We start from the raw sequence: 14,118 nt of genomic DNA on the forward strand, positions 1-14,118 counted from the left end.
ATCGGGATTTAGACCCGTCGAAAACCTGAGTTAACTCAAAAAGGAAGACGCAACATGAAAAAAACGATTCTTGCTTCTGCTATTGCAGCTGCAACTTTCTCTGGCGCTGCTCTGGCACAGGAAAGCAACCTGCCGACAGTGTACGGTAACATCCAGTACGCCATCTCCCACGACAATTACGACGGTGGTCCCTCTTCTGTAGATCATTTTGACAATGGTTCTACCTTGGGCGTAACTCACAGCCATGAAGTGGCTCCGGGCATCACTGGCTTTTTCAAGCTTGAGCTGGAAGGTATTGATGCCGATGATAAAGCCGAGAGCTCTGGTATAGATGGCTTGGACGAAGCCTACATTGGTGTTAAAGGCGACAGCTTTGGCCAAGTTTGGGTAGGCTCTGACGACTCCACTTACGAAAGTGCTATCGATGAGATCGCAAACTTCTACGAAGTGGGTTCGATGAACATTGGCGGCGGTTACGACACAGGTGAAGGCGATCTCGTCCAGTACAAGTCTCCGTCCTTCGGTGGCCTGACACTGGGAGCTGCTGTGCAGGTTAACGGTGACAACAAGAGTGGAGATAAGTCCTATCCGTGGCAGCTGTCTGCTGTTTACGCTGTCGATGCGCTTGAACTGGCTTTTGCCATCGACTCTAACGACGGTAGCCTGGACTACTCCACGAATGGCGTAGATTCCGACGGTAACTCTACTCTGAACGACAACAATGAAAACACTTACGGTCTGCGTGCCAGCTACACTGTGGGTGACCTGCGTGTGACTGGTCAGTATCAGACTCGTAAGGACGTAGGCGATGTGTTCGGCGTGATGGGCGTTTATGCTATTGGTAAAAACCAGTTCGCTCTGTCCTACGAGCGTGGCGAAGAAGATGGCGACGCAGGCGATGATAAGAAAGATGTAATCACACTGCAGGCGCTTCACAACCTGTCTGATCACATGTACGTTTACGTTGAAGGCTACTTCGGTGGTGGTGACGACGTCTATGAGTACGAAGACTCTCAGGGTAACGATGCCGTTACTGACGAGCGCACTCTTGCAGCCGTGGGTGCTGTTTACTACTTCTGATCAGCTAATAAGCTAATCAAGTAGTGTTGAAAGCCGGTGACTCTGTCACCGGCTTTTTTATTTTTACAGGAAAAGAAATCATCAGGAGCGTTTGAGTGGCCACGGAACTTGAAGTAAAGCTGACCCTATCGGAATCCGTACAGTCCCGGGCCTTCGAGTGGCTCAAAGGTCAATCGGGTGCAAGCGAAGGTCCGGTCAAAACACTGGTCAATCGCTACTACGACACCCCGAATGCTGCGTTGAATCAGGCCCGTGCTGCGTTGCGAGTCCGTCAGGCCGGTGATCGCTACATCCAGACCTTGAAAACCCAGGGCGAGTTCGTAAACGGAGCCCATCGCCGCCAGGAATGGGAGTGGGATCTGCCGGGGCCGGATCTGGATCTTGGGCTTTTGGAGCAGACTCCGTTGAGGTCTCAGGTCGACCTTGACGAATTGGAGTTGGCATTCGAGACCAACTTCCGGCGGCGCATTATCATGCTGGCGCAAGCGGAGTCCGTAATTGAGGTCGCTCTGGACTCAGGCGAAGTGGTAGGTGGAACGCGGGCAAGGCCTCTTCATGAGGTGGAACTTGAGCTGAAAGCGGGAGAGCCCGCAGCGCTGCTTGAAAACGCCCGTGCTCTTGCGCAAACGGTTCCGGTTTTTCTTAACCTGGTAAGCAAAGCCGAGCAGGGCTACTACCTTGCCGGAATCTACTGCCCGTCACTGGCATTGCCAGCTTCAGGATTCAGCTCGGTATCTTTTCTGCATTATCTGAGTCAGGCCTGGTTAACCGGTGACACGATGCGTCTGCCCGCAAGCACGCTTGCGAAGATTGAGCCGCAGGCGAAAGCGGCCGGACTATTGCCCGTTTGGAGGGCGGTAGCCAAGGCGCTGGAAACCGGTATTACGGTGCCGACCCTGGTTGAGCAATTTCCTGAGTTCGGCCAGTTGCAATTAGCGCTCGCTGCTGCCGGCTGAAACGTTCTCCTCGGATCTCTCGGTGGCGGCTTTCTGGTTCTGCTCGTGCATGGCTCGCCACTGCTTGAGAAAATCCCGATACCGGTCAAGCGCTTCCTCTACCACTGACACCTCCGGCGTCTCGCTGGAGCGAACCAGAACAATCAGCCCCTTGCCCTCAACTTCGGCGTTGGTATCCGGGTGGCAGATTACCTCGTTGTCGTGATCAATGTAGGCCAAGGCGGTTCCTATTCCGTGGCGAACCAGAGCGCTGACAATATCCGCCCAGATAAGGTCATCCAGCTCCAGGTCGTAACGGTGTGGATGGTCCCGCTCGTAGTTGAACATGTCTTCCAGAACTTTTTCGGAGCCCGGCGCCACTACCGCCCGAACCATGATTTCAGGGTAGGTGCGCACGGGGCGAATGGTGGTGCGAACGCCCAGGGCTTTGACTCTTGCACGGTTATGGTCGCCGACACATTCCACCGTGGTTCTGCCGCCCAGATTGGATTCGGCCAGTCGATGGGCGATATCGAAGGTCAGGCTGTCTGACATCGGGTCTGATTCGTCGGCGGCCAGCACGATGATGTGCTTGGCGCTGCCAGCGTGCACGGATTTCAGAGCCTCCGGGTCATTTCCTGCGCCGTGAAAGTGAACGACGCCGCAGTCGGACAGTTCCGCAGGCAGCCCTCCCGGAAATTGCCGCGTAAGCAGCATTATCGGCACCGTGTGGTACTCAGGGACAGAGCGAATCTGCGAGGCGAATCGCATGAAGTACTGTTCGCCGCCGCTTCGAGGGGTGTTGATGATGACAATGTGGTCTTTCATTTTGTAAATCCAGCGTCCAGTCAGTATGCGTTCTCTGCGGTAGAAACGGTATTCGATGTAATCACTTACGATCAGGGTTAACAGGGTAATGGCGGAGACAAACATCAGTACGATGGTGCTGATGCGGCCCACGGGCGTGACCGGGGAGTAGTCGCCATAGCCCACGGTAACCAGTGTCGTCATGGTGAGCCATACGGCTTCAAAGAACGAGAGTGGCTCTGCTGCCCACAGGATAAGAATCTGCGCCGATACCAGTCCCCCGAGGATGGCAAAGAGCCGATTGATCCGACTTCGTATAAGTCCGCCCATAGGGAGGTGGGATTGGGTATGTTCCGGATTCAGAGGGCGTTTATTTCGCATCATGGAGAGCGGGTGCCTGTTCAGTCCTTGGCGAGTTCGTTATACAGTACCTGAAATATATCAGAGAGACAGAGGGTTGCGTTATGTCTGAGCCATGGGCTTCACTGCCGGACGTACTCAAGGAGGAGATTTCCGGATGCTGGCCATCGGTATTCCCGGAGGGGCTGCCAGGCTGGCTGGCCGGTGACCCTGTCTCCGAGGCCGATGCGGCAGAGGCTATTTCCCGTAGCCTGTTTCTCCGGCAAACCCTTGAACGACATCCGGAGCAGATTCAGCCCGCCGTTGCTGCCCGGCCTTTAGCCGAACCAACCACCGAGGCCTGGCTGGCTGATCGCTGGCGCGATTACCTCCAGAACGTTGACTCTGAACCGGCGTTGCATGCGGCACTTCGCCAGTACCGGCGGGAAGTGCAGTTCCGGATTATCTGGCGCGATCTCATGAAGTGGGCCGATCTGCATGAAACCATGACGGCCACCAGTGCCTTTGCGGATACCGCCATTGATGGTGCCTTGAATTGGCTTTACGAGCGAGCCTGTGAAGAGTTCGGTACTCCAATGGGCTATGATCCGGTAACAGGGCAAGAGGCACCTCAGAAAATGGTGGTGCTTGGAATGGGCAAGCTTGGCGGCCGGGAGCTGAACGTTTCCTCGGATATCGATCTGATTTTTGCGTTTCCCTCGAAAGGCGAAACCCATGGCGGCCGGCGTGCTCTGGATAATCAGCAGTTCTTTATCCGGCTTGGCCAAAGGCTGATTCAGGCGCTGGACCAGATTACCGCCGATGGTTTCGTGTTTCGGGTGGATATGCGCTTGAGGCCATATGGCCAGAGTGGTGCGCTCGCCCTGAGCTTCGCCGCCCTGGAAACCTATTACCAGGATCAGGGGCGCGACTGGGAGCGTTATGCCATGGTCAAGGCCCGCGTTGTGGCGGGCGACCAGCGAGCCGGTGAGGTGCTGATGGCTAGCCTCAAACCCTTCGTTTACCGCAAATACATTGATTTCAGCGCCTTTGAATCGCTTCGCAGCATGAAAAAAATGATCAGCCGGGAAGTTCGCCGGAAGGGGCTGGAGAACAATATCAAGCTCGGCAGTGGTGGCATTCGGGAAATTGAGTTTGTGGTGCAGGCGTTCCAGTTAATCCGCGGCGGGCGTGATCGGGAGCTGCAACAGCGCGAGTTGCTACAGATCTTGAAGGAGCTGGAGGAACTGGAGTTGCTCCCGTCCCGGGTGGTCGGTGAGCTGAGGGGCGCCTATGTGTTCCTTCGCAATCTGGAACATGCCCTTCAGGGTATGGAAGACAAACAGACTCAGGTTCTGCCTGAGGATGCGCTGTCCTGCGCTCGGGTTGCGAGGATTATGGGCTTCGATAGCTGGGAAGACTGCCTGTCTGCGCTGGATGAACATCGAAGCCGGGTGGCTCGTCATTTTGCGGATATCATCGCCACGGAAGAACAGGATGACGCCGATGAGGGTGGTGTCGACGATGGCTGCTACGAGCTGTGGCTGGCGGAAATGGATGAAGCCAGTGCCCTGGGCTGGCTGGAGCAAAGCGGGTTTGAGGACCCGGATGGCAGTTATAAGCGCCTGACCAGCCTGCGCGACAGTCGCACCGTGCAGACTCTGCAGACCCAGGGGCGTAAGCGGCTCAATCAGTTTGTGCCGCTCCTGATTAACGCCCTGATGGATGTGGAGAATCCTTCGGAAACGCTGGACCGTGTGCTGCAACTGGTTGAAGCCATTCTGCGCAGAACCGCCTATATGGTTCTGTTGATGGAAAATCCCGGAGCCATGACGCAGCTGGTGCGGCTGTGTAGTGAAAGCCCCTGGATTGCGCGCCTGCTGGCGGATACGCCCTTGCTCCTGGACGAACTTTTGAATGCGGAGAGCCTATACAGTCCGCCGGCCAAGGAAGAGTTGCAGGATGATTTGCGTCAGCAAATGCTGCGGATTCCGTATGAAGATCTGGAAGAGCAGATGGAGGCTCTGCGTTACTTCAAGAAGGCCCATGTGTTGAGGGTGGCGGCCTCAGAGTTAAAGGGCACGCTGCCGCTGATGAAGGTGAGTGATTACCTGACCTGGATTGCCGAGGTGGTGCTGGATCATGTGGTGGATGTGGCGTTCTCGAATCTGGTCAGCCGGCACGGTTACCCGCGGCGCGCCGATGGCTCCGCCTGTGATACCGATTTCGCCATCATCGGTTACGGCAAGCTCGGCGGTATCGAGCTGGGCTACACCTCAGATCTGGATCTGGTGTTTGTGCACCAGGCTGATCCTCAACTGGCCACCGATGGCGACAAGCCTATTGATAACGCCGTGTTCTATACCCGGCTCGGCCAGCGAATCGTACACATTCTCAGTACCCAGACACCCTCCGGGCAGCTCTACGAAGTGGATATGCGATTGCGCCCGTCTGGTAACTCCGGCTTGCTGGTAAGTACCTTGCAGGCGTTCGAGAAATACCAGCAGGAGGATGCCTGGACCTGGGAGCATCAGGCGCTTGCCCGCGCCAGGGGAGTGGCAGGCTGCGACGATACGCTCAAAACGTTCGAGGATATTCGCCACCAGATACTGTGCCGACAACGGGACAAGGCGTCGCTTCGGCAGGAGGTGGTCGATATGCGTGAGAAAATGCGCAGCAACCTCGGGACGCCCGCAGCCGGGCAGAATGACGTTTTTCATATCAAGCATGACAACGGTGGCATCGTAGATGTCGAGTTCATGGTGCAGTACCTGATGCTGGCTTGGTGCCCGGAACACCCGGAGCTGACCCAGTGGAGTGATAACATCCGCCAACTGGAAGAATTGGGCCGCGCAGGCGTTTTGCCAGTTGACGACACTGAGCGGCTACGGGAGGTGTTCATCACACTGCGCTCCACCATCCACCGGAGAGCTTTGCAGAATCTCAACAGCCAGGTCGAGGGCGGAGCCTTCATAGAAGAGCGTGACTACATCCAAAGTATGTGGAAAAAAGTCATGGTTGAGTAGCAAGCTAAATTTATTTCAGGCGGCGTTTGCTGCTAGAATGCCAGTTCCCCGAAAACCGCTTACTCAGGAGCAGAACAGAATGTCGATGGCTGATCGCGATGGCCTTATCTGGCTGGATGGTGAAATGGTTCCCTGGCGGGAAGCCAAAACCCACGTCCTCACCCACACCCTGCACTACGGCCTGGGTTGCTTTGAAGGTGTGCGTGCCTACAACACCGCGAATGGCCCGGCGATTTTCCGTCTGAAAGAACATACTGATCGTCTGTTCCGTTCAGCGCACATCTTGAACATGAAAATGCCGTTCTCAAAGGACGAGATCAACGAGGCCCAGCGAGCAGCGGTGCGGGAAAACAATCTCGATGAGGCCTATCTGCGCCCGATGGCATTTCTGGGCTCTGAGGGCATGGGTCTGCGTGCCGACAACCTGAAGGTGCATGTGATGGTTGCGGCCTGGAGCTGGCCGTCTTACATGTCTCCGGAAGCGAAGGAGCTGGGCATCAAGGTGCGCACCTCGTCCTACACTCGCCACCATGTAAACATCACAATGTGCAAGGCGAAGGCCAACGGTAACTACATCAATTCCATGCTGGCCCTGAATGAAGCCATCTCCGGTGGTGCCGAGGAAGCGCTGCTGCTGGATAACGAGGGCTACGTGGCGGAAGGTTCCGGTGAGAACATCTTTATCGTGCGTGATGGTGTATTGCACACCCCCGAGCTGACTTCCTGCCTGGAAGGTATCACCCGTGCCACTATCATTGACTTTGCCCGAGACCTTGGTCTGCAGGTCAAAGAGCGCCGCATTACCCGCGATGAGGTGTACGTTGCTGAGGAAGCGTTCTTTACTGGCACGGCTGCCGAAGTGCTGCCTATCCGCGAACTGGATGGTCGCCAGATTGGTGAAGGTAAGCGCGGTCCCGTTACCGAAAAGCTGCAGAGCATGTATTTTGACGCGGTGAAGGGGAAGCTGGACAAGCACTCAGAGTGGTTGAGCCACGTAAAAGGCTGATCCAGCCAGTATCTGTATGAAGTGGCCGCCGGCGCTGAACAGGCCCCGGCGGCCTTGTTATTTGGAATCCACGAGCAAGCAGGACGAGACAATGGCAGACGTAATCAAGGTTCCCGTTTCCTTTGGTGAGGTGCTGGACAAGATCACCATCCTCGAAATCAAATCCGAGCGCATCAAGGACGAAGAAAAGGTCAGAAATGTTCGCCTTGAACTGGAAGAGCTCAGCAAGACCTGGGATGAAGCCGTGGCCGACAAAGCCGATGATATCGCCGATCTGCGTAAGCAGCTCAAAGCGGTTAACGAGGAGCTTTGGGTGATTGAGGACGACATCCGTGACCAGGAAGCGGAGCAGGACTTTGGTCCCCGCTTTATTGAGCTGGCACGCGCTGTTTATGTCACGAATGACAAGCGTGCGGCCATTAAAAAAGAAGTGAACCTGGCTCTGGGGTCACGTTTTGTGGAAGAGAAGTCTTATCAGGACTATACCGCACGGAAATAATCCCATTTCCGAATGCATCCGCCCCTGAGGGGCGGGTGCAGCTACCCTGAATGCTCCGCGACCCATCGGTCGAGCATGGTCGTTACATCGTCCACCGATACCAGTTCCATCGCCCCTTCAAATTCTGCCTTGGCGCCCCAGCGGGCTTCTTCAACGGTTTTTCCCGTGAATTGCTTCAGGGCTTCCGGATAGCGGTTTACACACCATTTCAGCGAACTGTATGGCCCTGAGCGGTTAGGATTGCTGGCTGCGAACAGTCCGAGTACATCAGTTCCGACGGCGCTGGCAATGTGCGCCGGGCCCGTGTCGGGGGCCACAACCAGGTCGGCATGGCTCATCAGAGCAGTCAGCTGTTTCAGGGTGTCCTGGCCACAGATATTGTGAACCGGGTGTTTCATGGCGCTTTCGATAGCCTCGCAATATTCTTTCTCGAACGGTGCGGGGCTGCCCACCAGAATGACCTTCATGCCATGAGTTTCAATGGCGTAATCGGCCAGCTGAGCATAGCGTTCAGCGGGCCAGTTACGCAGTGTATGGCTGGCGCAGGGGCTGATGACCAGGTTCTTCCTGTCCTTGGCCAGATGGCCATGAGCAAATTCGTGATCAGTGTCAGAGAGCGGAATATCCCAGCGGGGAGGCGCGGCCTTGAGCCCCAGTGGTTCCAGAAAGCTTGCCAGGCAGTCCCTGACATGCTGATGCGGTGCGGGCGCGATGCGCCGATTGATAAACAGGCTGTGGAGGTCTTTGCTCCGGACCTTGTCGTAGCCGATTTTGAGTTTCGCCGGGATGCAGGCCGCCGCCAGGTTTGCTCGGAAAGCGACCTGCATGTGTAGCAGAGCGTCAAATTTGCGGTCTTTCATTTTCCGGCGAAGCTCCGCGTAGCCTGCTCGGCCGGCCTTTTTGTCAAAAATGATGAACTCGACACCGGGCAGGTCGCCAATCAGTTTTGCCTCGATTTTGCCTATGACCCAGGTGACTTTTACGTTGGGGAGTTGTTCCTGAAGGCTGAGGACCACGGGGATGACATGGGTAACATCGCCAATGGCCGACAGGCGCAGGATGCAGATGGAGGCTGGGCTTGATAGCTGTGTTTGGCGCGTCACGTTACGGTCCGTTGCGATTCTTTAACCAGGGTATGTAGAGGTGTTCGGGGCTGATTGGTAAACTGTCGGCCATTCTAGCGTACTAGTATCCTGGCGTCTCGAGCCAGGCGCTGACCCGTTCATATGAGGAAGTCTGCACTTGCACCTTTCCGAGGGAAAACTATCTGTCGCCAAAGAGGCGAGTCTGTTGATCTCTCCCGGGTATGAGGGGGTGACGGCAGACTGGTTTCAGCCCTGCTTTTGGGGGGCTAATGCCGCGGTGGTAGACGAAGGCGGCCGAGGCGGCGCCTGGTTCCTGGATGCGGGTGGCGACGAGTTTGTGCTTCGGCATTATCGACGTGGTGGTCTGATCGGCAAGTTTGTGGAGAGAACCTACATCTACACCGGTCTGCTGCACGCGCGCTCATTTCGTGAGTTCCGCTTGACCCGGGAGCTTATACTGGCCGGGCTTCCCGTGCCGAACGTGATTGCTGCAGCGGTCTGGCGTCGTTCGCTGTGCTTCTATCGCGCGGCGATTATTGTTGAGCGTATTCCAGAGGCTGTGAACCTGCCAATCAGCACTCGGGTGAATAGTGAAAAGCTCTGGATTCAGACGGGGCAGATGATTCGCCGCTTCCATGACTGGGGGCTGGATCATGTCGATCTGAATTGCGACAACATTCTGGTCGCCAACGATAGGACCTATCTGATCGATTTCGATCGCTGCAGGCGCCGGGATCCTTCAAGTTCCCGGCAGTGGCAGGCGAATAACCTTCAGCGCCTGAAGCGATCGGTCGACAAAAGACTCGGCCTCCGCGCTGATCTTGACGTAGAGCGCCTATGGAAGCAATTACTCTCGGGTTATCATAGCGACATATCGTGACAAGGCCGTTACGTTTTTCGATCTTAAGGCCCACTCTCTCTTTTATTCCCGGATAACGAAATTGTTCATAGCCTCAAACCACTCCATTCTTTCCTCCTCCATTGCGGTTGCCATTTTTTTCTATCTGGCGACTCTGGCGATTGTTCCTGCCGTCTACGGCTACGCACCGGCGTTTCTGCTTCTGGCTGCTCTCGGTTGCTGGCGAACTCGCGAGATTGCTATGGTCATGAACCGCCGGGATCGGGTTTTCGCGTTAGCTTTTTTGCTCTATGGCATGGTGTACGTGGTGCTGACTCTCTGGCATCAGGACAACATGTCCAGCTTTGATCGTCCCAGCCGCTTTGTTGCTGCCGCAATCATTCTGACGATGCTGCTCCGTGTTCCTGTTACAGCGCGTGCAGTATTTGCGGGGGCTGCAATCGGGGCCATTGCCTCCGGTGTTTTTGCTGTTTATGAGGTGTTCGTGTCTGGTGTGGCCAGAGTGTCCAGTTTTGACAACGCGATTTACTTCGGAAATGGAGCGCTGATCCTCGCCCTGGTGTCTCTCACTGGACTGTTCGCGGAGTTGCCAAAGCCCGGTCGCCGCCGGTCGCTGCTGTTGTTTTATGGCCTTGGCTCGGTGGGAGGTGTCGCCGCATTGCTGTTGTCGGGCACCCGTGGTGGCTGGTTGGCCTTGCCCGTTATTGCGCTTGTGGGCCTCTGGGCCTATCGAGGTGTATTGATCCGTCGACCCAGGCTGCTGGCATTGGCGCTTGTGATCATCGCAACGCTTGGGGTTGTGGCAGGAAACATGAAGATCGTGAGCGACCGTGTCGATGTGGCCATGTCCGAAGCGCGCTCGTACTTCACGGAACACCGAGTGGGTACCTCCGTCGGGCTGAGGCTGGAAATGTGGAAAGCCGGAGCCTTGATGTTCTCTGCCCATCCTGTGACGGGTGTCGGTGAAAGTCAGTTTCATTCGGAGCTTCAGTCCCTGGTTGCAGACCGGAAAATCGATGGTGGGTTGCTCACCTTCCGGCACCTGCATAACCAGTTCGTAGATCATGCTGCCAAAGGCGGGCTGTTGGCGTTGGCGGCACTGCTTCTGGTGTTTGTTGTTCCCGTGATGCTGTTCTGGCGCTACCTGTCGTCAACAGAACCGACGATCAAGGCCTGTGCCTTCGCCGGCGTCGCTTTTACCTTATCCTTCGTGGTTTTCTGCCTGACGCAGGGTATGTTCAGCCGGAATCTCGGGGTTATGATGTACGTTATCCTGCCCCTGTTTTTGTGGGCCATCATTCGTCAGTCGGAGGCTGAAGATGCTGATGGACAGTCATCAGCCCTTGTTTCCTCCAGGAGGCTAGTTTGAGTACCCCGATCCTATTGGACTGCACACTCCGGGATGGAGGCTATTACAACAGCTGGGACTTTCCGGTTGATCTCATCAACGACTATCTGGAAGCCATGGCTGCACTTCCTGTCGGATACGTTGAACTCGGGTTGCGCTCCCTGAAAAATGAGGGCTTCAAGGGCGGCTGTGCCTATACCACGGATCAGTTTATCCGGACGCTTAGCGTTCCGGAGAGTCTCAAGCTTGGTGTTATGGTGAATGCATCCGAGTTAGTCAGTGGTGAAGGCTCTCTGTCGAGCCGGCTCGAGAGTCTTTTTGTCCCGGCTGACGGCTCTCCGGTGTCCCTCGTACGGATTGCCTGCCATGTCCATGAGTTTGAGCCCGCTCTTGAGGCGTCCGTATGGCTTAAAGATCGTGGTTATCAGGTCGGCTTCAATCTGATGCAAGTGGCGGACCGTGAGGCCGATGAGATCCGCCGGCTTAGCAGACTGGCCTCGAGTTATCCTCTGGACGTTCTGTACTTCGCCGATTCCATGGGGAGCATGAACCCGGCTGATACACGTCGTCTGGTGGCGCTCTTTCGGGAAAACTGGACCGGTGCCATGGGAATCCACACCCACGACAATATGGGTAACGCTCTGGCCAACACCATGGCAGCACTGGAGGAGGGCGTGACCTGGCTGGACGCGACCGTGACCGGCATGGGGCGGGGGCCGGGTAACACCAGAACAGAGTATCTCGCTCTGGCGCTGTCTGGCGACGGTAGTCGTGAATTTAATATCACACCACTGCTTTCAGTTATCCGAAATTACTTTGATCCTCTCAAGAGTGAACACCAGTGGGGGAGTAACCCCTACTATTTTCTGGCAGGCCAGTACGGTATACACCCAACCTACATTCAGGAAATGCTGAGCGACCAGCGATACAGTGAAGAGGATATCCTGGCGGCCATTGAGCATCTGAAGGTTGAAGGGGGCAAGCGGTTCAGCTTTACCAACCTCGAGGCCGCGAGGCACTTCTTCCGTGGTGAGCTGACTGGACGCTGGCGTCCTGAGGCCAGCCTCAAGGGGCGAGAGGTCCTGGTTCTGGGCTCAGGGCCCGGGGTTGAGCGGCACAAAGATATCATTGAACTCTATATCAAGACGTTCAAGCCGTTTGTGCTTGCTCTGAACGCGCAGCGTGGGGTAAGTGACGCTTTGATCGATGCGCGGGCAGCGTGCCATCCTGTCAGGTTGTTGGCAGACTGCGATGCTCATCGTAGCCTTCCGCAGCCGTTAATTACCCCTTATTCAATGCTGCCCGAGGATGTAAGGCAGTCTTTGGAGGGAAAGGAGATCCTCGACTTCGGGCTCAAGGTGTCCAGCGATACTTTTGAGTTCAACGCAAGCAGCGCCCAACTGCCTAACTCACTGGTTGTTGCTTACGTGTTGGCGATTGCCACCAGCGGTGGCGCGTGCCGCATTTCTCTTGCGGGTTTTGACGGGTTTTCGGCAGATGATCCAAGAAATGCTGAGATGGAGAAGCTTCTTGAGCTCTATCTGCAGCACCCGGAGCATCTGCCGCTACGGAGCGTAACACCGACCCGATACCGCGTACCGACCATCAGTATTTATGGTCTTGTGAGTTGACGTTCCTGGAGAAAAACAACGATGTCAGACTTTAACAGTAAGCTGAACAATGGCCCGTGCCTGGGCTTATTCAGCAAGACCACGGACAGTGCCTTCGTTGAGGCCGCGGGTCTTGGCGGAATGGATTTTATTATTCTGGATCAGGAACACGGGCCCTGCGGCCTGGAGACACTGCACCATCACGTGCGGGCTGCCCGGCTCGGGCGAATTGCTTCCATTGTTCGGGTTCGGGGCGTGGATAGTCATGCCATCGGCAGTGCTTTGGACAGCGGGGCCGATGGTGTCCAGGTGCCCAATATCAATACCGCGGAGCAGGCTCGGCAAGCAGTTGCAGCTGCAAGATTCCACCCAATGGGGCAGCGGGGAGTGTGCCGGTTTGTCCGGGCAGCAAACTACGGAACGATGGAGAAAGACCGCTATTTCTCCGACTCGAATACTCAGACACTGGTGCTTCAGGTTGAGGGCACTGAAGGCGTCCGGAATATGGATGCCATTCTCGACGTCGGCGGTTTTGATGTCCTGTTTGTGGGCCCTTATGATCTTTCACAGTCTGTCGGTTTGCCGGGCCAGGTGGACGCGCCGGAGGTACTGGCTCTGATTGAGGAAATTGCGGCGAAAGCTTCGGCCAAAGGTGTTTTGCTTGGGGCTTTCAGCGATCAGGTTTCCCGCTCAAAAGATCTTATGGCTGCGGGCTTCAACTACATTGCTCACTCGGTGGACGTTAATGTGTTTGCGGAAGCGTGCCAGCGTATGAAAGGAGATATTTGTGGCTGATTTTTCTGATATCTCAGTGGTTATCCCTGTCCGCGAGGGCAGTAGCCGGGTTCGGGAAAAGATCTTCCTTCCCTTCGGTGACAACACGACGCTGCTCGACTGGAAGATCAGCCAGCTGAAAAAAGTGCAATGGCCGGATCGTATCTTCCTGAGTTCGAACTCTGAACGAGTGAAAGAAGCGGCCCGGGCTCATGGTGTCGAGTTTCTGCCCCGCAACGATTACCTCAGCGTCGGACACCAGGCGTCATTCAGCGAAGTCATTACCGGGGTTGTTCAGGACATACCCACCGATCACTTTGCCTGGGTCACTGTTGTTGTGCCATTGATGTCGCCTGCCGAATATCGTTCGGGATTCGAGCTTTACCTTGAGCACGTTGTCGACAAGCAGAGCCACGACAGTCTGGTCTCGGTCAATCTTTTGAAGGAGTATTTCTGGGACAAGAACGGCCCACTGAATTATCAGGCTGACAAGAATCATACGATCAGTCAGGAATTGCCGGATATCTATCGTGTGACCAATGGCCTGTACATGAGAAGCCGGGAACAGACCCTGGCAGAGGGGTATTTCCTGGGTCCGAACCCTTACATGCATCAGGTTGGTAAGATGGCAGGGGTGGATATTGATGAGTTTGAGGACTACGAGATGGCCCTTGCCATGAAGGCCTTCTATCGTGATGAGTAACACGATTACCCGGGCTTGCTCTGGTTTCCCTTCTGATATTGAGTGTC

General features: G+C 55.7%; 12 protein-coding genes. 10 read left to right on the forward strand and 2 right to left on the reverse strand.

The features are described from left to right. The first annotated feature begins 54 nt into the window (after nucleotides 1-54). Nucleotides 55-1,080: a porin gene (locus ACF8YQ_RS02815; protein WP_396622533.1), complete on the forward strand. Its 1,026-nt coding sequence runs from the start codon at nucleotides 55-57 to the stop codon at nucleotides 1,078-1,080. Nucleotides 1,081-1,175: 95 nt separating this feature from the next. Further along, nucleotides 1,176-2,036 (forward strand): CYTH domain-containing protein, encoded by an 861-nt coding sequence (locus ACF8YQ_RS02820; protein ID WP_396622534.1) that lies wholly within the window; start codon nucleotides 1,176-1,178, stop codon nucleotides 2,034-2,036. Here ACF8YQ_RS02820 and ACF8YQ_RS02825 read toward each other — a convergent pair. After that, nucleotides 2,013-3,206 carry a potassium channel family protein gene (locus ACF8YQ_RS02825; protein ID WP_396622535.1) on the reverse strand — a complete coding sequence of 398 codons (1,194 nt, stop codon included), beginning with the start codon at nucleotides 3,204-3,206 and terminating at the stop codon, nucleotides 2,013-2,015. The two genes, ACF8YQ_RS02820 and ACF8YQ_RS02825, sit on opposite strands and share 24 nt — an antisense overlap. Before the next feature lie 80 nt (nucleotides 3,207-3,286). Here ACF8YQ_RS02825 and glnE point away from each other — a divergent pair, with 80 nt between their 5' ends. The 3 genes from glnE to ACF8YQ_RS02840 all read left to right on the forward strand — a co-directional run bounded on the left by glnE (nucleotide 3,287) and on the right by ACF8YQ_RS02840 (nucleotide 7,692). Beyond that, nucleotides 3,287-6,187, forward strand: a complete 2,901-nt coding sequence (gene glnE, locus ACF8YQ_RS02830) for a bifunctional [glutamate--ammonia ligase]-adenylyl-L-tyrosine phosphorylase/[glutamate--ammonia-ligase] adenylyltransferase (RefSeq protein ID WP_396622536.1) — start codon at nucleotides 3,287-3,289, stop codon at nucleotides 6,185-6,187. Nucleotides 6,188-6,266: 79 nt separating this feature from the next. Continuing rightward, nucleotides 6,267-7,193 carry a branched-chain amino acid transaminase gene (locus ACF8YQ_RS02835; RefSeq protein ID WP_041654552.1) on the forward strand — a complete coding sequence of 309 codons (927 nt, stop codon included), beginning with the start codon at nucleotides 6,267-6,269 and terminating at the stop codon, nucleotides 7,191-7,193. 91 nt (nucleotides 7,194-7,284) lie between these two features. Then, nucleotides 7,285-7,692 (forward strand): DUF6165 family protein, encoded by a 408-nt coding sequence (locus ACF8YQ_RS02840; RefSeq protein WP_014420523.1) that lies wholly within the window; start codon nucleotides 7,285-7,287, stop codon nucleotides 7,690-7,692. Between the two features lie 41 nt (nucleotides 7,693-7,733). Here the strand turns inward: ACF8YQ_RS02840 and ACF8YQ_RS02845 are convergent, their stop codons facing one another. Next, a complete protein-coding gene (locus ACF8YQ_RS02845) occupies nucleotides 7,734-8,795 on the reverse strand; it encodes a glycosyltransferase family 9 protein (protein ID WP_014420524.1) in 1,062 nt (353 codons plus the stop codon). Nucleotides 8,796-8,934: 139 nt separating this feature from the next. Between ACF8YQ_RS02845 and ACF8YQ_RS02850 the strand changes: the two genes are divergently transcribed. The 5 genes from ACF8YQ_RS02850 (at nucleotide 8,935) to ACF8YQ_RS02870 (ending at nucleotide 14,071) form a co-directional block, all read left to right on the forward strand. Continuing rightward, nucleotides 8,935-9,657, forward strand: a complete 723-nt coding sequence (locus ACF8YQ_RS02850; protein WP_396622537.1) for a 3-deoxy-D-manno-octulosonic acid kinase — start codon at nucleotides 8,935-8,937, stop codon at nucleotides 9,655-9,657. A 61-nt stretch (nucleotides 9,658-9,718) separates the two neighbouring features. Beyond that, complete coding sequence (locus ACF8YQ_RS02855) at nucleotides 9,719-11,005, forward strand: O-antigen ligase family protein (RefSeq protein ID WP_396622538.1); 1,287 nt, start codon at nucleotides 9,719-9,721, stop codon at nucleotides 11,003-11,005. Beyond that, complete coding sequence (locus ACF8YQ_RS02860; protein WP_183580441.1) at nucleotides 11,002-12,615, forward strand: aldolase catalytic domain-containing protein; 1,614 nt, start codon at nucleotides 11,002-11,004, stop codon at nucleotides 12,613-12,615. The genes ACF8YQ_RS02855 and ACF8YQ_RS02860 overlap by 4 nt, the downstream gene beginning before the upstream one ends. 21 nt (nucleotides 12,616-12,636) lie before the next feature. Beyond that, nucleotides 12,637-13,389, forward strand: a complete 753-nt coding sequence (locus ACF8YQ_RS02865) for an HpcH/HpaI aldolase/citrate lyase family protein (protein ID WP_014420528.1) — start codon at nucleotides 12,637-12,639, stop codon at nucleotides 13,387-13,389. Beyond that, the gene (locus tag ACF8YQ_RS02870; protein WP_396622539.1) at nucleotides 13,382-14,071 is read left to right on the forward strand and encodes a cytidylyltransferase domain-containing protein; all 690 of its coding nucleotides are present in this window, start codon (nucleotides 13,382-13,384) and stop codon (nucleotides 14,069-14,071) included. The genes ACF8YQ_RS02865 and ACF8YQ_RS02870 overlap by 8 nt, the downstream gene beginning before the upstream one ends. The last annotated feature ends 47 nt before the right edge of the window (nucleotides 14,072-14,118 follow it).

The organism is Marinobacter sp. W-8 (genome assembly GCF_044342215.1).
In the GTDB taxonomy this organism is placed as follows: Bacteria; Pseudomonadota; Gammaproteobacteria; order Pseudomonadales; family Oleiphilaceae; genus Marinobacter; species Marinobacter nauticus.